A 20,586-nucleotide genomic window follows, 5' to 3' on the forward strand; every position below is an offset into this window, starting at 1 on the left:
GCAGTGGAGGAAGCCCAGCTCAAATCATGTTTTAAACCGTTGAAATTGGCAGCTGAGTATCCTGTGCAACTGGTATCCATGGGCTTGATGGATATCATGATGGGTGTGGATGGCGCGGAACATTTAGCGAGTCTGACCCCTGATTTTCCTGCCATCACGGCCTTGAGCAAAGAGAAAAATTGTGTGCGCCTTGGGTATGCAGGGGAGGCCATCAGCAATATGGCGGTGGGTGGTACAGGAGAAGTGGTTAAAAAAGTGAAGATATATACCTGAAATTAAAAAATAATCCCAATAGTAGATAACAGGGCTTGTGGGGTGTTCGTAGGGGAGGGGCCCCTCCCGCTTGACACGACACCGCTATCTTCTGACGACGGGTGGGGATGGAACCCCGCCCCTACATTAGGTATGAGCGTTTGGGTCTCATTAAGTATAATTGGGATAAAAAATACACTATAAATTGAATTAGGAAGTGACTATGGATTTTGAAACATTAGGACTGCAACAGTCCTTAATCGCTGGGCTTGCCGCGCAGAATATCATTGAACCCACTGCCGTGCAAGCGGCATCGTTCCCCTTAATCGTGGAAGGAAAAGATGTGATGCTCCAATCCCAAACGGGCACAGGGAAGACTTTTGCCTATCTGTTGCCGTTATATCAACGGATGCTGGCGGTTGAACCAGTGGAAAAAGGTGCCTTTGCCATGATTTTGGTGCCCACTCGTGAGCTTGCCATGCAGATTCACCATGCTGCGGAAGAGTTGTCGAAAAATAGCGATGTGGACATTGCTTCGGTGCCGCTGTTTGGCAATGTGAATATCAACGGTCAAATTGAAAAGCTTCGCCAAAAGCCACAGATACTTGTGGGCACTGGTGAGCGGATGTTGAACTTGATTGAAAAGAAAAAATTACCTGCCCATCTGGTGAAGGTGTTGGTAATTGATGAGGCCGACAAGCTTCTTGACCCTCAAAGCATTGACCTTGTGAGATCTGTGCGGAAAACCTTGATGAAACGCACGCAAATGGTGTTCGCCTCTGCCACTTATTGCCCCAAGGCCATGGAGTATTTAAAGGGGTTGGCACCAGAAGCTGTGGTGGCGCAACCAGATGAAAAGGACGAAATTCCTGCCAATATCGACCATGTTTTCATGGTGACCCAAACCAAGGATAAGGTGAAAACAGTATGCCGTTTGATTGGGAAATTGCACCCTGAAAAGGCATTGATTTTCATCAATGAGTTGACGGAAATTGATGCGGCTGTGGAAGAAATGAACCGCCGTGGCATCAACTGCGCCGCCATTCATAGTGAAACCACCAAGGAGGAGCGCAAGCATCGCTTGGCAAATTTTCAGTCTGGAAAATTGCCCTATCTGGTGGCCACTGACTTGGCGGCTCGTGGGCTACACGTGGAAGGTGTGGACTATATTTTCCATGTGAATGTGGCGGAAGACCCCACTGATTACCTCCACCGCGCAGGACGCACTGGCCGCAATGGCACCCATGGGATTTCGCTGGTGTTACCCACGGCGCAGGAATTGACCTTCCTTGGGAAGTACAAAAGTCGCTTTGGCATTGAGCTGGAGGAACGTGCTTTAATCCGTGGAGAATTACTGGCTGGTGACAGCCGTGAATTGCGGAAAAACCTGAAGAAATAAGTAGAAAAACCACCATTGTACAGCGTACAATGGTGGTTTTGATTTTCATACAACAACCACTGGCTCTGCCAGTGGATAAAAAGCTTATAGCTATGGACAAAATAAAAGCTCCCCGATATAGTAAAGTCAAGGTCTGCCAACCTAACTTACAATATCGAGGAGGTCTTCACATGAAAGACATTAACAGTCTAACGCATACTAAGTGGCGTTGTCAATACCACATCGTATTTGCGCCCAAATATCGGCGACAAGCAATTTACGGTGAAATAAAGCAAGACATAGGTTTTATACTGTGGAAATTATGCGAACAAAAAGGGGTAGAAATTATAGAAGCAGAAGCTTGCCCAGACCACATCCACATGCTGATAAGTGTGCCGCCAAAATACAGTATAGCGCAAATAATGGGCTTTTTAAAGGGAAAAAGTAGCTTAATGATATTTGACAGGCACGCAAATTTAAAGTACAAATATGGGAACCGACATTTTTGGGCGAGAGGCTATTACGTGGACACGGTGGGGCGAAATAAAAAGCAAATACAAGAGTACATAAAGAAGCAACTGCAAGAAGATGAAATGGCAGACCAAATGAGCCTGAAAGAGTATACAGACCCGTTCACGGGTAGCAAGAATACCAAGGCATAAGAAAAACCCCTTTAGGGGTAGCCCGAAACAGTAATGCACGTGGCAGACCATTCGGGACCCCTTTAGGGGTGTGTCAGTACCATGCCCTTCTAGGGCTATCCCAAGCCACCAGCTCAGCTGGTGGTTTTGACTACTTTTACAGGGTTACAATGCCAGCATCTACTAGCTTTTGCAGAGATTGGAGGATGCCGAATTTGGCGTGATACCAAGTCAAGCCACCTTGGAAAAACACAGTGTAAGGGGCGCGGATGGGGCCATCAGCAGACAGCTCGATGGAGCTACCTTGGACGAAGGCGCCTGCTGCCATGACCACGGGGTCGTCGTAGCCGGGCATATCCCAAGCTTCTGGGGTCACATAGCTATCCACGGGTGCGGCGGCTTGGATGCCTTTACAGAAAGCCAACACCCCTTCGGGTGTGCCTAAGGTGACGGCTTGGATGATGTCGTTGCGTTGCTCCGTGCTGTTGGGCACCACAGCGAACCCTAATTTTTCGTATAAGTTTGCGGCGAAAATAGCCCCTTTGATGGCACCAGAGACAACAGTGGGAGCCAAGAAAAATCCTTGGTACAATGAGGTCAACAGACCCATATTGGCACCCACTTCTTGTCCCAAACCAGGGGCGCTCAAGCGATAGCCACAGCGATCCACGCAGGTTTTGGTGCCACAGATGTAACCGCCCACAGGCGCCAGACCGCCACCGGGGTTTTTAATCAGACTCCCCACCACCATGTCAGCGCCCAAATCGGAGGGTTCGATGGTGTCTACAAATTCGCCATAGCAGTTGTCTACCATACAGATCACATCTGGCTTTTTCGCCTTGCAAAAGGCAATCAATTCCCCAATTTCTTTCACGCTATAGGACGGGCGTGCCACATAGCCCTTGGAGCGTTGAATGGTAATCAGCTTGGTTTTTTCGTTGATGGCGGCAGCAATGGCGTCATAGTCAAAGGTGCCGTCGGCTTTTAATTCCGCTTGGCGATAGCTAACGCCGTATTCTGCCAAGGAACAGGGGCTGGGACGGATGCCGATGACCTCTTGCAAGGTGTCGTATGGGGCACCCACAGGGGATAGCAATTCGTCGCCAGGGAGGAGATTGGCGCTGAGTGCCACGGTCAACGCATGGGTGCCGCAGGTGATTTGGGGACGCACCAAAGCGGCCTCGGTATGGAACACATCGGCGTAGACCCGTTCTAAGTTATCACGGCCTTCATCGTTATAGCCATAGCCAGAGGAACCAGCGAAATGGGTGGCGTTGAGGCGGTTCTTTTGCATGGCAAACAGTACCTTGTTTTGGTTATATTCAGCCACTTGGTCAATGGCTTCAAAGCGTGGTTTGAGATGAGAGAGAATGTCCTCTCCCAATTGATAGACAGCTGGGGAAATCCCTAATGCCTGATATTGTGCAGAGCAGTCCATGAGATGCCTTCTTTCCTATAAGATTTTACAACAGACCTAGTGTATCACGGTTGGCGTAAGAAGGCAAGTATGAGGCATAAATATTTTGATTGAATCTTGAAAAAAACAGTATCTTTTTCGCAAATGTTGCTGTATACTACTATTGGATTTGGTCTGCAATTCTTTGTGGCCTACATATCGTTACAACCAGATGAGGTATATTATGAATACAATCAAACAATCAATTTTGAAAAATCCACAGGATGTCAAAGGGTTTTTTATACGAGTAGGGTATTTTTTAGGGGCGAATTTTATGTATGCGTTGGCGCTGGATTTGTTTTTCTTGCCCCATCAAATTGCCGCTGGTGGTTTTGCAGGAATTGCCACTGTGCTTTGCTCGTTTTTGCCATTTCAAGTGGGTGTCATGGCACTTTTGATGACCTTACCACTGCTGGTTTGGTCGCTGAAGGTGAAGGGGTGGCGCTATACAGGGGCTTGCTTTTTATCGGCACTGGTGTACATGGTGATGGTGGACGGTTTGTCCACCTTGGAGCCAGCCACCAGTGACCCGTTGATGGCTTCGATTTTAGGCGGTGCGTTGTATGCGGTAGGCGCGGTGTTTATTTTGAAAGCAGACACTTCGGCTGGAGGTACAGACTTGTTGGCGCGGTTGCTATTGACCAAGTTTCCCACTATGTCTTTGGGGAAATTGTTTATTTTGGTGGATGGGTTCAGCGTGGTGTTTGCCATCTGTGTCTTTGGGGAGTTGGAATACGGGTTGTATGCTGCCATTGCGGTGTATACCTGTGGTTTGCTCACCGACCGTTTTACAGCTGGATTTGATTTGGCGAAGCTGTGTTTTATCATCACCAATGACCGCCATGAAGAAATTGCCCAGACTATTATGGCGCAAATGAAGCGTGGTGTCACCCATCAAAATGGGGAGGGGATGTACGGCAAAACTGCCAAACAGGTGTTGATGGTGGTCATTCGACCCAAGGAAGTGTATAGGCTCAAGGCCATTGTGCGAGAAGTTGACCCCACAGCCTTTGTGGTCATCGCCCAAGCCAGTGAGGTGCAAGGTGGCGGCTTCCAAGAAAGCAAAGGATATTATAACACAGCAATCAACAAATGAAAAAAGTCCTGCGGTCATAGACCGCAGGACTTTTTTTCAGGTATGGTTACCGTTCTTCACGGAAGTAGGGGAGCCCCAAGTGGGCTGGGGGTTGGTCTTCACGGCGCTTACGGGTGCTGATGACAATCAACACAGCGATGGTGACCAAGTAGGGGAGCATTTTAAACAGCTCTTGAGAGCTACGGGTGAGCCCTGGCAGATAGAAATACAGCCAAGTCAAGAAGCCGAACAAATAAGCGCCCCAGATGGTGGACACAGGCTTCCAAGTGGCGAAGATAACCAGCGCCACAGCCAGCCAGCCCAAGGATTCAATGGTGCCATCGCTGGCCCAAGTGCCCTTGATATAGTCCATGGTGTAATACAGGCCACCCATGCCAGAAATACCAGCACCAATGCAGGTGGCAAGGTATTTGTAGCGTGTGACATGGATACCTGCGGCGTCAGCGGTGGCAGGGTTTTCACCCACGGCACGCAAAGACAGACCAGTACGGGTTTTGTTGAGGAAATACCGCAACAAAAAGGCAAGAATAATGGCCAGATAAGTCATAAACCCATAGCCGAATAAGATTTGCCCAATGGGGAAACCGCTGATGGTCATGGTAGACAAGGTGGGGATGGAAGTACGATAGGCTGCAGAGGTGGTTGCCACGGAAATTTGACCCACGCCACCAGCGAAGGAGTTCAGAGAGCCACCAAAGAAGTTGGCTAAGCCACTGCCAAAGATGGTCAGCGTCAAACCTGTCACGTTTTGGTTGGCCCGTAGCGTGATGGTCAAAAAGCTGAAAATCAAACCGCCCAAAGCTGCAGCTAAGAAAGCGGCAATCAAGGATACGCCAATGCAAAGCAGAGGGCTGGGATCGGTGACATATTTCTCTAGGAACAGGGCACTGGCCAGACCGGCGATGGCACCCAAATACATGATACCGGGGACACCAAGGTTCAAGTTACCAGATTTTTCGGTGAGGATTTCGCCCAGAGCGCCGAATAAAATCACGGTGCCAAACATGATGGCGGCTTGTACCAAAGATTGAATAGATGCAAAATTCATTTAAGCCACCTCCTTGTTAGAACGGAAAATCAGCTTATAGTTGATGAAGAACTCACAGCCGATGATGAAGAACAAAATGATGCCAGTGATGACGCTAGAAGCATAGTCGTTCAAACGGAATTGAGAAGCGATTTCGATGGCACCCTTTTCAAGGAACACCAGCAACAAGGAAATAGCAATCATCACAAAGGTGTTAAACTTAGCAATCCAACACACGATGATGGCGGTGAACCCACGGCCACCAGCGGTGGAGGTGGAGATGGTGTGGGAGGCGCCAGAGACGGCGATGAACCCAGCCAAACCGCAGATAGCACCAGAGAGTGCCATGGTGCGGATGTACACTTTGGAAAGCTTGATGCCCACATAGCGAGCGGTGTTTTGGCTTTCACCAACCACGGCGATTTCGTAGCCTTGCTTGGAGTAGCGCAGGTAGATGAACATGCCGATGGTCAAGGCCATGACGATGATGACGTTCCAACCATAGGTGAAATCAGAAGTTTCGCTCAACCCTGGGATGCTGCGAATCCATTCTGCTGAGATGGAAGGAAGCCAGCCAGATTGGGTGGATTGGTTGATGACACCCACCGAGTTAGAGCCATAGGGGTTTTCCCACATAGCCACGCAGAAAGAGGTGATTTGAATGCCCACATAGTTCATCATTAAGGTGAACAAGGTTTCGTTGGTGCCCCAGCGTGCTTTGAAGATGCCGGGGATGATGCCCCAGAGCGCACCGCCCAGCAAGCTGGCAATGGCCATCACAGCGAACAGGACTGGAGTGGACAGGGAACCACCAAAGTTAATCATGCAATATGCAGTGGCACAGCCACCGATGAGAATTTGACCTTCAGCACCGATGTTCCAGAATTTCATTTTGAAAGCAGGTGCTAAGCCTATGGAGATACAGAGCAGCATCATGGTGTCACGGATGGTGACCCAGCCACGACGGGTGGTGCCAAAGGCACCGTCAAACATGGCTTCGTATACGGCCACAGGGTTCAAAGAGGTGACCGAGTAAATAAATAACCCACTGACAATCAGTGCCAGTAAAATGGCAATCAAGCGGATGGAAACGGCCTTCCACAGGGGAATGGCATCTCGTTTTGCCATGCGAATGAGGGGGGTGCTAGGGGCGGTGTGTTGTGTGCTCATTGTGCGTCACCCTCCTTTTTCAGATTGGTCATCAACAGACCCACTTCTTCTTTGCTGGTGGAGGGGCCGTCAACAATGCCGTTGACCTTGCCACTACATAGCACCAAAATGCGGTCGCTGAATTCTAGCAAAACGTCCAAATCTTCGCCGACATACACCACAGCCACGCCTTTTTGTTTTTCTTGGTTCAAAAGGTCATAAATGGTGTAGGAGGTGTTGATGTCCAAGCCACGGACGGCGTAGGCCATCATCAAAACTTTAGGACTGGCGGCGATTTCACGGCCTACCAACACCTTTTGCACATTACCGCCAGAGAGGCGACGCACAGGGGTGGAGATACCGGGGGTGACCACTTCTAGCTGCTCCATCACAGACTCAGCCAAGGATTTGGGGGATTTACGGTCTGCAAAGGGGGTGGGGTTTTTACGGTAGCTGCGGAGCATCATGTTGTCGGTCATGCCCATGGCACCCACCAAGCCCATGCCCAAGCGGTCTTCTGGCACGAAGGACAGCGCTACGCCAGATTGCTTGATTTCCAAGGGGCTTTTGCCCACCAATTGGGTGGCGGTGGTTTCGTCGGGATAATATTCAATGGAGCTACCGCTTTCAATGACCTGCAAGCCAGCAATGGCTTCTAGCAGTTCTTTTTGGCCACAGCCAGAAATACCAGCAATGCCTAGAATTTCACCGCCAAACACATCGAAAGAAGCGTTATCCAGCGCCACTACGCCGTCAGAATTTTTCACGCTCAGGTTTTTGATGGACAATCGCTTGGTCACGTCTTTTGGGGTGGGACGGTCGATGTTCAATACCACGGGGCGACCCACCATCATATCGGTGAGCTTTTGGGGGTTGGTATCACAGGTGTTGACGGTGCCGATGTATTCGCCCTTACGCAAAACAGCCACACGGTCGGAGATGGACATAACCTCGTGGAGTTTGTGGGTGATGATGATGATGGACTTGCCATCAGCACGCATATTACGCATTACGGCAAACAGACGGTCGGTTTCTTGGGGGTGAGCACGGCAGTGGGTTCGTCCAAAATCAGAACGTTTGCACCACGGTAGAGCACTTTGACGATTTCAACTGTCTGCTTTTGAGATACAGACATATCGAAAATCTTTTGGTCAGGGTCAAGCACGAAGCCATACTTATCGCAGATGTCTCGGATTTTTTGAGCGGCGGCCTTTAAATCCAGCTTGCCTTCTTCTTTCAAGCCCAAAACTACATTTTCAGTGGTGGTGAGTAAATCGACCAGCTTGAAGTGCTGGTGAATCATGCCCACGCCTAAATCAAACGCGTGGCGAGGAGAACGGATGGAGACTTCTTTGTCACCGATGAAAATTTCACCATGGTCGGGAAAATAAATCCCAGATAGCATATTCATCAGCGTGGTTTTGCCGCTACCGTTTTCACCCAATAGAGAGAGGATTTCCCCTTCTCGGATGTCCAAATCCACATTGTGGTTTGCAACAACGGGGCCAAAGGTCTTGGTAATGCGGCGCATACTAACTGCGTTTTTCACTTCCAAATACTGTCACCCTTTCTGTTTTGACGAGGCTACAAGGAAAACATAGCCCCACCTTAGTATCTTAACAATATTGTAACATAATATGAAGCGAATGTAAAATAGAAATTGTGATTTTTTCAACGAAAAAATTGGGTAAAAATGTATAAATATTTGTAAGGTAATACTTTTTTAAATGGAAGATATTACCTATTTAGCTTAAGAAAGGGTCAGATCGCCATCTTTTACCCAGCCAATACGGCGCAAAAGGCTGTTGATGATGGGGCAGATGATGGCAGGTAGAACAAAGCAAATTAGAAGTAGACCTATCCAATCCATAGTGGAAATATAGGCTTTAGAACCGTTTGCGATGTCGTTGAGCCAGCCAGTGTACACCCCGATTTGACCTACAAAGCCGCAGGTGCCCATGCCAGAAGACACAGCTTCGCCGTTCATTTGTAGCCCGAAGATACAGGTGGCGATGGGGCCAGTGATGGCGGCGGTGAGGGTGGGGGCAATCCAGATGCGAGGGTTTTTCACGATGTTGGGCAGTTGGAGCATGGAAGTGCCAACCCCTTGGGAGATGAGCCCATTGACGCCGTTTTCTTTAAAACTCATGACGGCAAAGCCCACCATTTGGGCGCAACAGCCAGCCACAGCGGCACCGCCAGCCAAGCCTACCAAACCCAAAGCGGCACAGATGGCGGCGGAGGAAATGGGCAGAGTTAGCGCAACGCCCACCACCACAGAAACCAAAATTCCCATGAAGAAAGGTTGCAATTCTGTTGCCCACATAATTAAAATACCCACTTGAGAAGCGGCAGAGCCGATGGCTGGGGCAATGAGTATGGATAGGGCGGCACCCACCATAATAGTGACGGCGGGGGTGACTAAAATATCGATTTTGGTTTCCTTGGACACAGCTTTGCCGCATTCGGCGGCAACGATGGCAATCACCAGCACAGCCAGAGGGCCACCTGCGCCACCCAAACTGTTGGCGGCTTGACCCACAGCGGCAAGAGAAAACAGGACCATAGGGTCACATTGCAAGGCATAGCCAATGGCGATGGCCATGGCAGGGCCAGACATGACGGTAGCAAAGGTGCCAATGCTAACGAGGGTTTCGATGGAGAGTTGTTGGCCTAAGGTTTTGATGATGGTGCCGATGAGGAGGGAGCAAAACAGCCCCTGTGCCATGGCGCCCAGTGCGTCGATACCATAACGTTTGGCGGAAAAGACAATGTTCTTGCGTGCTAAAAAGGCTTTCATAATGGGTCTCCTAAAAATACAGTATAGGCAGGTGTCATGACACCTGCCTATACATAATAACATAGTATTCGATTCTGTCAATGGTCAATTTTCATAAAGAAAGCCAGCGTTTTGTAGTTCTGCCTTGGCACGCGCTAGGGCATCTGCATCTGGGGCAGAGATGGTGTGGAGGTGAATACCTTGGGTTAAAACAGCCAAAGGTGGCACCCCTGCGCTTTGTGCAAGGAATTGGGAAACATCGTAGCGGTTTTGCAGTTGGAGCTGGCCAGTCAATTGTCCATAGACAGGGTGCTCCACGGTTACATCTTCCACGGTGCACCCGTGGTCAACTAAAATGTTTAGCTCTATGGCGGTGTCTTCTGGGGTGTGTTGGCAGACAATTTGGCAACGGTGCTGGCAAGAGGCTTGGGATAAAAGATAGCCTTTTGGAGTGGGGGTGATGGTGTGTCCAGCGGCACGGAGCAAGGCAATATCCCCCACAATCACTTGGCGACTGACCCCTAGCTGGCTTGCCAAATTAGACGCAGACAGTGGGGCGGTGGCTTGTGCCAATAAGGTTAAAATTGTATCACGGCGCATGGTGGCTCTCCTTTGGAACATGATATGGCAAACGGGCGACCACAGGTCGCCCCTACACACACTAACGGTAGGGGCGACCTGTGGTCGCCCGTGAGGGGTGCGATGCTTAAATGGTTTCTTCCCACTGTGCTTGGGAAAACCCTACCAGCACGGTGGTATCTGTCACCAAAATGGGACGCTTGACCAGCATACCATCGGTGGCAAGGAGGGCGAATTGTTCATCCTCGCTCATGGTGGGCAGTTTTTTGGATAATTCCATCCCACGGTAGATGAGACCACTGGTGTTGAAGAATTTTTTCAAAGGCAAGCCGCTTTTGGCGTGCCAAGTGCGCAATTCGCTTTCACTGGGGTTGTCTAGTTTGATGTCACGCAAATCGTAGCTGGCACCTTGGGCGTCTAAAAAAGCTTGTGCTTTTTTGCAGGTGGTGCATTTGGGATAGCATACATATAACATAGCAAATACCTCAATTCATAGCGTTGCGCAAGGTGTCGGTTAAGAAATCCTCAAACAGGGGCAAGGCATGGCCGTGCAAAGTTTGCAAAGCTGGGGCGCACAAGGTGCAAGGGGTTTCGCCTGCCATGAACAAATCCATGTCAAACAGGAACATGGGTTTGCTTTTTTTAATGCCTTCAGGGGTTTTTTGTTGGAGTTGAATGGTGCCAGATTTCACATTGGCACGGGCAGAGGTAGAGAGCTTTAGGCTGAAATTGGTGTTGATGGACAGTACATCTTCAGGGTTGAAGCTTCCTTCTGCCATAGGCCCCAGATAGGCAGGGGCAATCAATTCGTCCCAGCTACAATTCTCTAAGCCCAGCTTTTCGCGGTTGACTAAATTCATATATCGCAGACCCACGCGGCTAAAGTTGGCAGGTTTATAAATGCGGATGAACTCGGCCAAAGGACGGTCGAGTTGGGCAGCAAATTCACTCCAAGAGGAATATTGCAGAGTGGACAGAGATAAAAACTCTTTGGTTAAATTCAGTTTCCAACGATTGTCGGCAGAAATGAAGGTGTGGTTGGTCACAGGTGGGACGTTGGGTTGGGGGGATTTTTCTTGTCGGGTGCTGTATTTGGGGAAGATGTCTCGAATCTGCTCTTGAAAATCAGCAGGGTCGGTGGTGTTGATGGATAAAATAGCAGGGAAACGCACTTGACACACTACCTCGTGGACAGGGGGTAGGATATAGTGGGATTCGCCGTTGTTAGAATAAGACATAAATAGAAGTCTCCTTTTTGATGGATACCTTTATTTTAGCTGTTTAGGCTGGAAAAGTCAACGGTTACAAATAAAAATCATGGCAACCGATGGAGGTGTAGTAGACCCGATTGGCTCGAATCCACGTCCCTTGAGACAATGTTGGCGCGTAAAAATACTGCACATCATCACCCAGCACACTGCCTCCGGAGGTCAGAACTTCGTGGGCGGCAGCTTGGGCGGAAGCGGTTGGGTCAAGGTAAATGGTGGCGTTGGCGGTGGGTTCAAATTGGGTGCCATAGTTGGTGTCGAAGATGACATCGGCAATGGAATGAGGGAAGGTGTCAGAGAGAACACGGTTCACCACCACCTGCCCCACGGCGATTTGTCCGTCGTACTGCTCGCCTTGGCTTTCGGCGCTGATGACACGGCTGAGCCAATAATAATCCATAGCGTTGTAGCTGGCAGTGGGGGACGTGATGGCTACGCCACCGTAATACCCATCCCATTGGGCAGAGCCGCCTTGGAGGTTCAGCACCAAACGCACAGGAATATAAGTGGTGCCGTCTTGGATGTATACCGTGGCAGGATAGGTTTGCTGGTTGTAGGTGATGGTGTTGGCGGTGGGATTGGCGATGAGGGCGTTGGTGCCGTCAGTGGCCATGGCAGTGGCAGTGGGCGCATCCCAAGTCACCGTCCAATCCCCGAGGGCGCAGAGCAATGGTTCCATGGGGTAATAGGTAACACCGTCGGTGAGGGTTCCTTGATACGGTTGGGTGGTGCCGTCAATTTGGAGATTGACAGAGCGGCTGGCATGGGCAGAGACAGTCAAAGCGGCGGCGGTGGCCACAGCAAAAATTTGTTTTTTCATGGGAAAACTTCCTTTCTATGTATATAAATAAGGATACAGGAAGGAAGTTGTGGTTACAACCCACAAAGGCTGGAAGGGGAGGGAAGGGTTGGTAAAAGTGAATGGGGGGCAAGCCCCTGCCCTACAAAGAAATACCATCGTAGGGCGGAGGCTTGCCCCATCTAATATACGAAAAAGCTACTCCTTGCTATTTTTCCTGATTTGTGCCATACTAAACCCACTAAGCCGATAGGAGGAACCCATGGGATTTGATTTAAACGTGTCCATACCTGCCCTCACTGTGTTTTTGCAGGGGATTTTTAGCTTTTTCTCCCCTTGTGTGTTGCCCATTATACCGCTGTACATGGGCTATCTGTCTGGTGGTGTTACGTATGAGGATGGACAGCCTCAATATAATCGCAAAATGATTTTGGTGAATACGGTGTTTTTCATTATTGGTGTCAGCTTTGCTTTTGCGCTGCTGGGCATCGGTGTGTCGGCGCTGGGGCAATTTTTCACCCAAAATCAAATGATATTTTCCCGTGTGGGGGGTATTGTTGTGGTGCTGTTGGGGTTGATGCAACTGGGGGTATTTGACAAACCCTTTGGCGGTCGTGAATGGAAGCTACCTGTCCAATTAAATGTGCTGAAAATGAACCCTGTCACGGCCCTTTTGATGGGGTTTACCTTTAGTTTTGCATGGACGCCTTGTGTGGGACCAGCCCTGTCTACGGTGCTGATTATGGTCTCTAGCGCCAATAGTTCTCTACTGGGTATGATGCTTATGGGTGTGTACACCATAGGGTTTACTCTGCCATTTTTGCTGGTGGGACTGTTCACCACCCAAGCCTTGGCCTTGCTGAAACGGCATCAAAATCTGGTGACGTATACGGTGAAAATCGGGGCTGTGGTGATGATTGCCATGGGGTTGATGATGTTCACAGGCACCATGAACCAAGTCACCAGCTATCTCTCTGTGGTTTCCACAGAGGTAGAAGAACCAGTAGAAGAAACTGGGGAACAATCAACGCAGACCGCGGTGGAAGCGGAGACACCTGCCGAGGAGCCCACCACCGTTGCATCTATCGATTTTACCTTGGTTGACCAGTTTGGCGACAGCCACACCCTGTCAGACTATAAGGGTAAGGTGGTGTTCCTCAACTTCTGGGCTACTTGGTGTTCCCCTTGTCGCAGTGAAATGCCTGACATTCAGGCTTTGTATGAAGCCTATGGAGAAAACACGGGGGATGTGATTATTTTAGGGGTTTGCTTCCCCACAGATAGCAACAACTACACCCAAGAAGGCACCACCCAAGAGGTGATTGACTTTATGGCAGAGGGAGGCTACACCTATCCTGCCTTGATGGATACCAGTGGGTCGCTGCTCTATAGCTATGGCATATCGGCATTCCCCACTACATTTATGATTGATGTGGACGGCAATGTGTTTGGGTATCTCTCTGGAGCCATTACCTACGAGATTATGGAAAGTATCATTGCCCAAACCCAAGCAGGATAAATAAAAAACACGGTACAACCCAATGAGGTTGCACCGTGTTTTTCTTTATTTATTACAGCCCACCCGTAGGCTGGGCCAGTGATAGGCGGTCAAGGCCAATAAAATGCAAAGAATACCAGAGCCTTGGTAGAGCACTTGGATGCCCAGTGCATCTGCCAGCTGTCCGCCGATTAAAAGCCCCACAGGGAAGCCAATGCGCCGCACGCTTAGCAGTAAGGAAAAGGCGCGTCCCAAATATTCTTGGGGGATGGTCAATTGGTACAGGGCACGGACGATGCCGTGGAAAAATGGTGTGGTGATACCAGTGAGAAAAGATGTGGCCACAAAGACCAGAAACAGCGTGTTGGGCAAAAAGCCTGATAGGGCAATGGTGAGCCCATAGAAGAAAATGGAACAGAATAGCCCCTTGTGCTTGGACAGTTTACTGCCCAGTCGCCCCAACAGCAATGCACCCAGTAACGACCCCAGAGAAAACACCATTTCCACCAATCCTGACTGGGCGGTGGAGCCGTTAAAATACTGCATGGTCATCAGGGGATAAAGACTGCCGATGGGAGAGTAAAACAGGGAGTACACCGCCCCTAACACCATCAGCGCCACCATGCCTTCATAGGAACGGACAACGCGGAAGCCCTCTTTCGTCTCTTTGATGAAGTCTAACTTGGGCAAGGTCTCTTTAGCAGGCAATGCTTCGTGCAGAGGGACAATCAAAAGCAGTAGGGAGGCGCATAGTGCACCAGCTACATCGAAAAAGGCAATCACGTGGAACGAGCAGTATTCATATAGAATAATCGCCAGCGCTGGGCTGACCACAAGGCAGATGGAATCGAAGGCTTGGTAATAGCCAGAATATTGGGTGAGGTGTTCCTTGGGGACAATCAACGGCGTTAAGGCTTGGGTGGCTGGGTCGTGAAAGGCAGTGCCCACCGAGCGGATGAACAACACCATATAAATGAGCCAAATGGGGAGGTTGCCGTATAGCGCCACCAAGCCCAAAGCCAAACTGGCCAAGGCGATGGCACCGTCAGAGAGGATGATTACTATTTTTTTAGGCAGGCGGTCAATGAATACGCCAGTAAAGGGGCCTAAAATGGTTTGTGGCATAAAGCCGCAAAGGGTGGCGTAGGTAATCATCACCGCCGAGCCTGTCTCTTGGGTGATGTGCCAAATGATGGCCATTTGTAGCACCGAGCTGGTGAGAAACGAGAAGGATTGTCCCAGCCAAATGGTGAGAATATTAGCTTTCCAGTGGGATGGCATATGGTTACCTCAATTGCTTGTTTATTGGTGGCGCGCCAGTGTATAGTCGTCGCCACGACGATAAAAGGGACATTGCTTGTTGTGGACAAGGCGATAGTATTCGTCTTCGTCTAAATCCATGTTGCAGATGTCGGCATCTAGCTCTTCATCGTATATTAAATGTTGGCAGTCGTCACAAAGGTCCATGGTGTCCTCCTAAAAATGGTTGATAGCTCTACCATTCTATCTCTAATTGGGAGAAAAAGCAAGGTAATTCGGCAGTAATATGGTGTATTTGTGGAATATCATCATTGACGAATGCAGGAAAAACCAGTAAAATAGATTTATTACTTTATACCATTGAAGAATTGAGGGTTTACCCAATGAAAACACCATTTGTCACCAAAGAGAAATTAGAGCAAATTGTGGCACAGTATCCCACCCCTTTCCACCTGTATGATGAGCAGGGCATTCGAGACAATGCGCGCCGTTTGAAAGCTGCCTTTGCATGGAATGCAGGCTACCGTGAATATTTTGCCGTGAAGGCCACCCCAACCCCCGGTATTTTGCAAATTTTGAAAGAAGAAGGCTGTGGCTGTGATTGCTCATCCATGTCTGAGCTGATGATGAGCGAGCGCATCGGTGTCACAGGGGAGCATATTATGTTCTCGTCCAACAACACCCCGCCTGCTGAATTTCAAAAAGCCTATGAACTGGGTGCCATCATCAATTTGGATGACTTGACCCATGTTGCTTTATTGGAGGAGACCATCGGTTGTATTCCAGAGAAAATCAGTTGTCGATTTAACCCAGGTGGATTGTTCACCTTGGGAGAAAGCCGTGAAGGATTCCAAGTGATGGACAACCCCGGCGATGCCAAATACGGCATGACAAAGGTGCAATTGGTGGAAGCGTTTACCACCATGAAGGCAAAGGGTGCCAAGGAATTTGGCATTCACTCCTTCTTGGCGTCTAACACCTTGTCCAACGAATATTATCCCCGTTTGGCGCGGATTTTATTTGAATTGGCAGTGGATGTGCAAAAAGAAACGGGCTGTCATATCACGTTCATCAATCTCTCTGGCGGCGTGGGGATTCCCTATCAACCAGACCAAACAGCCAATGACATTGCCGCCATTGGGGCTGGTGTGCGCCAAGCCTATGAGGAGATTTTGGTGCCTGCTGGTATGGACGATGTGTCTTTGTGCACCGAATTGGGGCGCTTTATGTTGGGGCCATATGGTCACTTAGTGACCCGCGCCACCCATGAAAAGCACATCCACAAAGAATATATCGGTGTGGATGCTTGCGCTTGCGATTTGATGCGCCCTGCCATGTACGGCTCTTACCACCACATCACCGTTATGGGGAAAGAAAATGCGCCTTGCGATCACAAGTATGATGTGGCTGGTAGCCTGTGCGAAAATAACGATAAATTTGCTGTTGACCGTATGTTGCCAGAAATTGACCGTGGCGATTTGTTGGTCATCCACGATACAGGGGCCCATGGCTTTGCTATGGGATACAATTATAATGGGAAGCTACGCTCTGCGGAACTGCTGTTGCAAGAAGATGGCAAGGTGAAGATGATGCGCCGTGGCGAAACTTACGACGATTATTTTGCTACCGTTATTTGGTAAGTGTGTTGTAATAATAGTGTAGGGAGGACATTGAGATGAATGTATTGCTGGTCATTGATATGCAAACCGATTTTGTAGATGGCGTTTTGGGATCGGCAGAAGCCCAAGCCATTGTACCTTATGTGGTAGACCGCGTGAAAAACTTTGACGGTACGGTGATCTTCACCCGTGATACCCATGGTGAAGACTATTTGGACACAGCCGAAGGGAAAAAGCTACCTGTGCCACACTGTATTGCTGGCACAGAGGGGTGGGAAGTGATTCCTGCATTAAGAGGCATCAGTGACGGAAAAGTCATTGATAAACCAACCTTTGGTTCTATGGTTTTGGCTGAGGAACTAAAGACAATCCATGGGAAAACCCCCATTCAATCTATCATCTTGGTGGGCGTCTGTACTGACATTTGTGTCATTTCCAATGCCATGATTGTCAAAGTAGCTTTGCCAGAAGTGGCAATGTATGTAGAAGCCAAGGGCTGTGCTGGTGTGACCCCAGACAGTCATGAAAATGCTCTGAAAGCTGTGGAAATGTGTCAAATTACCGTGGTGCGATAATGAAAGATAAAAAACAGGAGTTGCAGATGGTGCAACTCCTGTTTTGTTATACGCAAAGGGCTTTCAACGCCTCTAGAGCGCAGTACACATCCTCTTTTGTGGAAAAATGTCCCAGTGAAAATCGCAGTGCCCCTTGAGGGAAGGTGCCCATAGTTTTATGGGCAGATGGGGTGCAGTGCAGGCCGCAACGGGTTAAAATGCCTTGTTGTTCCAACTGATAGGATAGCTGGGCGTTGTCGTAAATCCCTGTGTCCAAAGAAATCACGCCGACGCGGCGGCGGAGGTCGGTGGTGCCTAACACACGCAGTTGTGGCAAGGCTTGCAATCCAGTGAGGAAGATCTGGATGAGGGTCAACTCATGGGCACGTAGTGCATTGATTCCCACCGATTCTAGATAGGTCATGGCGGCAGACCAACCATAGATGGCAGGTAAGTTTGGGGTGCCAGCTTCAAAGCGGTCAGGTAAATAGGTCGGGGTTTGTTCACTGTCGGATTGACTGCCAGTGCCACCAGCAATCAAGGGTTTCAGCGTCTTGGCGAAGTCAGGGCGCAATAGTAAACCACCCACACCGCCAGCGCTGAGTAGCCCCTTGTGGGCAGGGATGGCAAGGGCGGAAAGTTGAAATTTCTCAAAATCCACAGCAATGTGTCCAGCTGTTTGGGCGGCATCTAGCACGAAGTGTAAGCCGTGGTCATGGCAAAACCTGCCCATGGCCTCTGCATTTTGCACTGAGCCTACGATGTTAGAAGCGTGTGCCATCACCACCAATTTGGTGTTGGGCTTGAGCAAAGAGGGAAGGGCGTCCAACTGCAAAAATCCTTCTTCATCGCAAGGAATACGGTCAAAAGTGACGCCGTCTATGGCTGTCAAGGGACGCATGACGGCATTGTGCTCTGTGGCAGAGACCAAACAGTGGTCGCCAGATTGTAAGTATCCACAAATGGCTTGGTTGAGAGACGCTGTGGCGCCGGCGGTGAAAATCACATGGTTTGGGTCGTGGGGAAAGTGGAAAAAGCGTGCCAACTGCTCTCGTAACGTCAAAACTTGAAACCCCACCTCCATGGCAGAGCTGTACACCGAACGGTTGACAGGCGCACCCACACTATTTAAATAGTGGCACATGGCATCGGCTACATGGGGTGCCTTGGGGAAAGAAGTGGCGGCATTGTCTAAGTAAATCATAAAAATCCTCCGGATTTTAGCTAAGGGCTAAAAGATGAGGGGCGGACAGCCGCAAGGGCTGTCCCTACAAATGCTATGTAGGGACAGGGCTTGCCCCTGTCTGCTTCCCATTGTGGACTGTGTCAGGGTCGTTTTTAGTTTATTTTCCCATAGTATACCAAATCCCCTTGGCAAATGTCAATCGTTATTCTATTATTAGAACAACGATAACAGAGAGGGAATGATGTATGAAAGAAACAAAGCGATGGATTATTGTGGCAGGGGGTGTCACAGGCTTGGCAGTCTTACTGCTGACGTGGCTAGGCAATCCGGTGAACATGGGCTTTTGCATTGCCTGTTTTGAACGGGATATTGCTGGGGCGTTGGGTTTGCATTCGGCGACGGTGGTGCAATATCTGCGGCCTGAAATTCTGGGTTTAATCTTAGGTGCCTTTGTGTTGGCGGTAGTGCGTGGAGAATTTCGACCTAAGGCTGGGTCTTCTCTAGCCACACGGTTTGTGTTGGGCATGATTGTCATGCAAGGCGCTTTGGTATTTCTGGGCTGTCCGCTTCGGATGCTACTCCGTCTAGGCGGTGGTGATTTGAATGCGTTGACGGCGTTGGCAGGCTTTGTGGCTGGTATTGCCGTTGGCCTGTTTGTCCTCAAACATGGCTTCACCTTGAAACGTGCTTATCCTGTCAGCAAAGGGGAAGGTGCTGTGTTGCCAGCAATTGCTGCGGTGCTGTTGGTTCTGGGATTTGCGATGCCCACTATTTTCAAAGTCAGTGAATCTGGCCTAGGGGCGATGCAGGCGCCTGCTGTAGCCGCATTTGCAATTGCATTGGTGGTAGGTGCTTTGGCACAACGTGCCCGTTTGTGTACATTGGGAGGTATTCGTGATTTTATGCTCTTCCGTAGTACGGATTTGCTCTATGGCATGATTGGCATTTTGGCAATCACGGTGGTAGGGAACTTGGCGCTGGGGAGCTTTAAGCTGGGCTTTGAATTGCAAACTGTTGCCCACAGTAGCCACTTATGGAATTTTTTAGGCATGGCTTTGGTTGGTTGGGCATCTGTGCTGTTGGGCGGTTGCCCTCTGCGCCAACTAGTGCTTGCTGGCGAAGGCAATGGGGACAGCGCTGTCACCGTATTTGGTATGGTGATGGGTGCGGCCTTTGTCCATAACTTTGGTTTGGCTGGTAGTGCTGATAGTTTGAGCGATGCTGGCGAAGTGGTTGTGGGCGGTATTTCTAGCGGATCTCAAATGATGGTCATTGGTAGCTTTGTGGTGCTAGGTTTGATTTCTTGGTATCATGCGAAGCAACCCAAGCAGGTAAAAGTGGAGGGGAAGAAATGAAAGTAGATGCAAGAGGTTTTTTGTGCCCCATGCCTGTGGTTATGGTGCAAAAGGAAGTGAAGGCCAGCAATCCCGATAGTTTAGAGGTTGTGGTAGACGATCCCTGTGCTGTGGAAAATATCACACGCTTTGGCAATTACAGCGGCTATCAAGTTGAATCTGAGGCGCAAGGGGATGAATTTGTCTTGCGGCTGAAAAAATGAGCCAGTATATTGCTACGTTTCATACCCATTTGGCGGCCTTGCGTACTGGACGTACCATGGAAGGGCGGAGGATTTCTGTCCAAATGAGACCTGTGCCGAGGGAATTGAGCTCCGCTTGTGGCACTTGTGTGTGCTATGAGAGCAATTATGATTGCATGGATTTATTGGATAGTGATGTGGAAGCCCTCTATTTAATAGAGGGTGGATATGTGGAGCTGGCTCATTGGGACTGATGTAAAGGTTATACTATATAATATAGTAAGAGAGGGGTGGAAACCCCTCTCTTTTTTTGTCTGTGTAGATTGATTTAATATCTTTACCTTGAGGGAGTTCTTGTTTGATACACGTTCTCCCACTGCTGTGGGGCACTTGTCAGTCAACTTTCTTTACTTCCGCCCCTTGTGGGGCGGTCAATCCCTTTCTAGGATTTTACCCTTTGGGAGTTCTTGTTAGATACACTTTCTCCCACTGCTGTGGAGGATGCTGC

The 20,586-nt window shown here is 49.4% G+C and carries 21 protein-coding genes and 1 pseudogene; 10 read left to right on the forward strand and 12 right to left on the reverse strand.

Going from position 1 to position 20,586, the window contains the following annotated elements:
• Positions 1–39: 39 nt before the first annotated feature.
• The 3 genes from RFF05_RS17285 to tnpA all read left to right on the forward strand — a co-directional run bounded on the left by RFF05_RS17285 (position 40) and on the right by tnpA (position 2,292).
• Positions 40–273, forward strand: coding sequence for a hypothetical protein (locus tag RFF05_RS17285; protein ID WP_409968248.1), 234 nt, complete (start codon positions 40–42; stop codon positions 271–273).
• Positions 274–475: 202 nt separating this feature from the next.
• Complete coding sequence (locus RFF05_RS17290) at positions 476–1,651, forward strand: DEAD/DEAH box helicase (RefSeq protein WP_409968249.1); 1,176 nt, start codon at positions 476–478, stop codon at positions 1,649–1,651.
• Between the two features lie 170 nt (positions 1,652–1,821).
• Positions 1,822–2,292: an IS200/IS605 family transposase gene (gene tnpA, locus RFF05_RS17295; protein ID WP_409970139.1), complete on the forward strand. Its 471-nt coding sequence runs from the start codon at positions 1,822–1,824 to the stop codon at positions 2,290–2,292.
• Between the two features lie 136 nt (positions 2,293–2,428).
• On the opposite strand, the gene RFF05_RS17300 is transcribed toward tnpA, so the two are convergent.
• Positions 2,429–3,709, reverse strand: coding sequence for an aminotransferase class I/II-fold pyridoxal phosphate-dependent enzyme (locus RFF05_RS17300; RefSeq protein ID WP_409968250.1), 1,281 nt, complete (start codon positions 3,707–3,709; stop codon positions 2,429–2,431).
• A gap of 202 nt (positions 3,710–3,911) precedes the next feature.
• Between RFF05_RS17300 and RFF05_RS17305 the strand changes: the two genes are divergently transcribed.
• Positions 3,912–4,823, forward strand: coding sequence for a YitT family protein (locus RFF05_RS17305; protein ID WP_409968251.1), 912 nt, complete (start codon positions 3,912–3,914; stop codon positions 4,821–4,823).
• Between the two features lie 46 nt (positions 4,824–4,869).
• Here the strand turns inward: RFF05_RS17305 and RFF05_RS17310 are convergent, their stop codons facing one another.
• From RFF05_RS17310 to RFF05_RS17345, 8 genes and pseudogenes are all read right to left on the reverse strand, one after another.
• Positions 4,870–5,871 carry an ABC transporter permease gene (locus RFF05_RS17310; RefSeq protein ID WP_409968252.1) on the reverse strand — a complete coding sequence of 334 codons (1,002 nt, stop codon included), beginning with the start codon at positions 5,869–5,871 and terminating at the stop codon, positions 4,870–4,872.
• A complete protein-coding gene (locus tag RFF05_RS17315) occupies positions 5,872–7,020 on the reverse strand; it encodes an ABC transporter permease (protein ID WP_409968253.1) in 1,149 nt (382 codons plus the stop codon).
• Positions 7,017–8,530 (reverse strand): annotated as a pseudogene (locus RFF05_RS17320) (ABC transporter ATP-binding protein). Before RFF05_RS17320 ends, RFF05_RS17315 begins: the two are co-directional and overlap by 4 nt.
• A 219-nt stretch (positions 8,531–8,749) precedes the next feature.
• Positions 8,750–9,799 carry a PTS transporter subunit IIC gene (locus RFF05_RS17325; RefSeq protein WP_409968254.1) on the reverse strand — a complete coding sequence of 350 codons (1,050 nt, stop codon included), beginning with the start codon at positions 9,797–9,799 and terminating at the stop codon, positions 8,750–8,752.
• 84 nt (positions 9,800–9,883) lie between these two features.
• Positions 9,884–10,399, reverse strand: coding sequence for a transcription repressor NadR (locus RFF05_RS17330; RefSeq protein WP_409968255.1), 516 nt, complete (start codon positions 10,397–10,399; stop codon positions 9,884–9,886).
• Positions 10,400–10,484: 85 nt separating this feature from the next.
• Positions 10,485–10,832: an arsenate reductase family protein gene (locus RFF05_RS17335; RefSeq protein ID WP_409968256.1), complete on the reverse strand. Its 348-nt coding sequence runs from the start codon at positions 10,830–10,832 to the stop codon at positions 10,485–10,487.
• Positions 10,833–10,842: 10 nt separating this feature from the next.
• Positions 10,843–11,595 carry a TIGR04255 family protein gene (locus tag RFF05_RS17340; RefSeq protein WP_409968257.1) on the reverse strand — a complete coding sequence of 251 codons (753 nt, stop codon included), beginning with the start codon at positions 11,593–11,595 and terminating at the stop codon, positions 10,843–10,845.
• A gap of 64 nt (positions 11,596–11,659) precedes the next feature.
• The gene (locus tag RFF05_RS17345; RefSeq protein ID WP_409968258.1) at positions 11,660–12,445 is read right to left on the reverse strand and encodes a cell wall hydrolase; all 786 of its coding nucleotides are present in this window, start codon (positions 12,443–12,445) and stop codon (positions 11,660–11,662) included.
• A gap of 241 nt (positions 12,446–12,686) precedes the next feature.
• On the opposite strand from RFF05_RS17345, the gene RFF05_RS17350 reads away from it, so the two are divergent.
• On the forward strand, positions 12,687–13,943 hold the full coding sequence (locus RFF05_RS17350) for a cytochrome c biogenesis protein CcdA (protein ID WP_409968259.1): 1,257 nt from the start codon (positions 12,687–12,689) through the stop codon (positions 13,941–13,943).
• A gap of 45 nt (positions 13,944–13,988) precedes the next feature.
• Here the strand turns inward: RFF05_RS17350 and RFF05_RS17355 are convergent, their stop codons facing one another.
• Both RFF05_RS17355 and RFF05_RS17360 read right to left on the reverse strand, forming a co-directional pair.
• A complete protein-coding gene (locus RFF05_RS17355) occupies positions 13,989–15,203 on the reverse strand; it encodes an MFS transporter (protein ID WP_409968260.1) in 1,215 nt (404 codons plus the stop codon).
• 21 nt (positions 15,204–15,224) lie between these two features.
• Positions 15,225–15,389: a DUF6472 family protein gene (locus tag RFF05_RS17360; RefSeq protein WP_409968261.1), complete on the reverse strand. Its 165-nt coding sequence runs from the start codon at positions 15,387–15,389 to the stop codon at positions 15,225–15,227.
• 176 nt (positions 15,390–15,565) lie between these two features.
• Between RFF05_RS17360 and RFF05_RS17365 the strand changes: the two genes are divergently transcribed.
• Together RFF05_RS17365 and RFF05_RS17370 are read left to right on the forward strand one after the other, a co-directional pair.
• The gene (locus tag RFF05_RS17365) at positions 15,566–16,822 is read left to right on the forward strand and encodes a diaminopimelate decarboxylase (protein ID WP_409968262.1); all 1,257 of its coding nucleotides are present in this window, start codon (positions 15,566–15,568) and stop codon (positions 16,820–16,822) included.
• Between the two features lie 35 nt (positions 16,823–16,857).
• Positions 16,858–17,376 carry a cysteine hydrolase family protein gene (locus tag RFF05_RS17370; RefSeq protein WP_409968263.1) on the forward strand — a complete coding sequence of 173 codons (519 nt, stop codon included), beginning with the start codon at positions 16,858–16,860 and terminating at the stop codon, positions 17,374–17,376.
• A 46-nt stretch (positions 17,377–17,422) separates the two neighbouring features.
• On the opposite strand, the gene RFF05_RS17375 is transcribed toward RFF05_RS17370, so the two are convergent.
• Positions 17,423–18,559 (reverse strand): aminotransferase class V-fold PLP-dependent enzyme, encoded by a 1,137-nt coding sequence (locus RFF05_RS17375; RefSeq protein WP_409968264.1) that lies wholly within the window; start codon positions 18,557–18,559, stop codon positions 17,423–17,425.
• Between the two features lie 227 nt (positions 18,560–18,786).
• Here RFF05_RS17375 and yedE point away from each other — a divergent pair, with 227 nt between their 5' ends.
• The 3 genes from yedE to RFF05_RS17390 are packed head-to-tail and all read left to right on the forward strand — an operon-like array spanning position 18,787 to position 20,332.
• Positions 18,787–19,896, forward strand: a complete 1,110-nt coding sequence (yedE, locus tag RFF05_RS17380; protein WP_409968265.1) for a YedE family putative selenium transporter — start codon at positions 18,787–18,789, stop codon at positions 19,894–19,896.
• Complete coding sequence (locus RFF05_RS17385) at positions 19,893–20,099, forward strand: sulfurtransferase TusA family protein (protein WP_409968266.1); 207 nt, start codon at positions 19,893–19,895, stop codon at positions 20,097–20,099. The genes yedE and RFF05_RS17385 overlap by 4 nt, the downstream gene beginning before the upstream one ends.
• Entirely contained in the window at positions 20,096–20,332 is a 237-nt protein-coding gene (locus RFF05_RS17390; RefSeq protein ID WP_409968267.1) for a DUF3343 domain-containing protein, read from the forward strand. Before RFF05_RS17385 ends, RFF05_RS17390 begins: the two co-directional genes overlap by 4 nt.
• Positions 20,333–20,586: the final 254 nt, after the last annotated feature.

It is taken from the genome of Bengtsoniella intestinalis (assembly GCF_039719005.1).
GTDB lineage: Bacteria > Bacillota > Clostridia > Oscillospirales > Oscillospiraceae > Oscillibacter > Oscillibacter intestinalis.

Bases quoted from the DNA above. Each gene is read 5' to 3' on its own strand.
- RFF05_RS17360 (WP_409968261.1), bottom strand. From the start codon at position 15,389: ATGGACCTTTGTGACGACTGCCAACATTTAATATACGATGAAGAGCTA.
- RFF05_RS17315 (WP_409968253.1), bottom strand. From the start codon at position 7,020: ATGAGCACACAACACACCGCCCCTAGCACCCCCCTCATTCGCATGGCA.
- RFF05_RS17290 (WP_409968249.1), top strand. From the start codon at position 476: ATGGATTTTGAAACATTAGGACTGCAACAGTCCTTAATCGCTGGGCTT.
- RFF05_RS17310 (WP_409968252.1), bottom strand. From the start codon at position 5,871: ATGAATTTTGCATCTATTCAATCTTTGGTACAAGCCGCCATCATGTTT.
- RFF05_RS17365 (WP_409968262.1), top strand. From the start codon at position 15,566: ATGAAAACACCATTTGTCACCAAAGAGAAATTAGAGCAAATTGTGGCA.
- RFF05_RS17355 (WP_409968260.1), bottom strand. From the start codon at position 15,203: ATGCCATCCCACTGGAAAGCTAATATTCTCACCATTTGGCTGGGACAA.
- RFF05_RS17330 (WP_409968255.1), bottom strand. From the start codon at position 10,399: ATGTTCCAAAGGAGAGCCACCATGCGCCGTGATACAATTTTAACCTTA.
- RFF05_RS17300 (WP_409968250.1), bottom strand. From the start codon at position 3,709: ATGGACTGCTCTGCACAATATCAGGCATTAGGGATTTCCCCAGCTGTC.
- RFF05_RS17305 (WP_409968251.1), top strand. From the start codon at position 3,912: ATGAATACAATCAAACAATCAATTTTGAAAAATCCACAGGATGTCAAA.
- RFF05_RS17370 (WP_409968263.1), top strand. From the start codon at position 16,858: ATGAATGTATTGCTGGTCATTGATATGCAAACCGATTTTGTAGATGGC.
- RFF05_RS17345 (WP_409968258.1), bottom strand. From the start codon at position 12,445: ATGAAAAAACAAATTTTTGCTGTGGCCACCGCCGCCGCTTTGACTGTC.
- yedE (WP_409968265.1), top strand. From the start codon at position 18,787: ATGAAAGAAACAAAGCGATGGATTATTGTGGCAGGGGGTGTCACAGGC.
- RFF05_RS17325 (WP_409968254.1), bottom strand. From the start codon at position 9,799: ATGAAAGCCTTTTTAGCACGCAAGAACATTGTCTTTTCCGCCAAACGT.
- RFF05_RS17390 (WP_409968267.1), top strand. From the start codon at position 20,096: ATGAGCCAGTATATTGCTACGTTTCATACCCATTTGGCGGCCTTGCGT.
- RFF05_RS17375 (WP_409968264.1), bottom strand. From the start codon at position 18,559: ATGATTTACTTAGACAATGCCGCCACTTCTTTCCCCAAGGCACCCCAT.
- RFF05_RS17340 (WP_409968257.1), bottom strand. From the start codon at position 11,595: ATGTCTTATTCTAACAACGGCGAATCCCACTATATCCTACCCCCTGTC.
- RFF05_RS17335 (WP_409968256.1), bottom strand. From the start codon at position 10,832: ATGTTATATGTATGCTATCCCAAATGCACCACCTGCAAAAAAGCACAA.
- RFF05_RS17385 (WP_409968266.1), top strand. From the start codon at position 19,893: ATGAAAGTAGATGCAAGAGGTTTTTTGTGCCCCATGCCTGTGGTTATG.
- RFF05_RS17350 (WP_409968259.1), top strand. From the start codon at position 12,687: ATGGGATTTGATTTAAACGTGTCCATACCTGCCCTCACTGTGTTTTTG.
- tnpA (WP_409970139.1), top strand. From the start codon at position 1,822: ATGAAAGACATTAACAGTCTAACGCATACTAAGTGGCGTTGTCAATAC.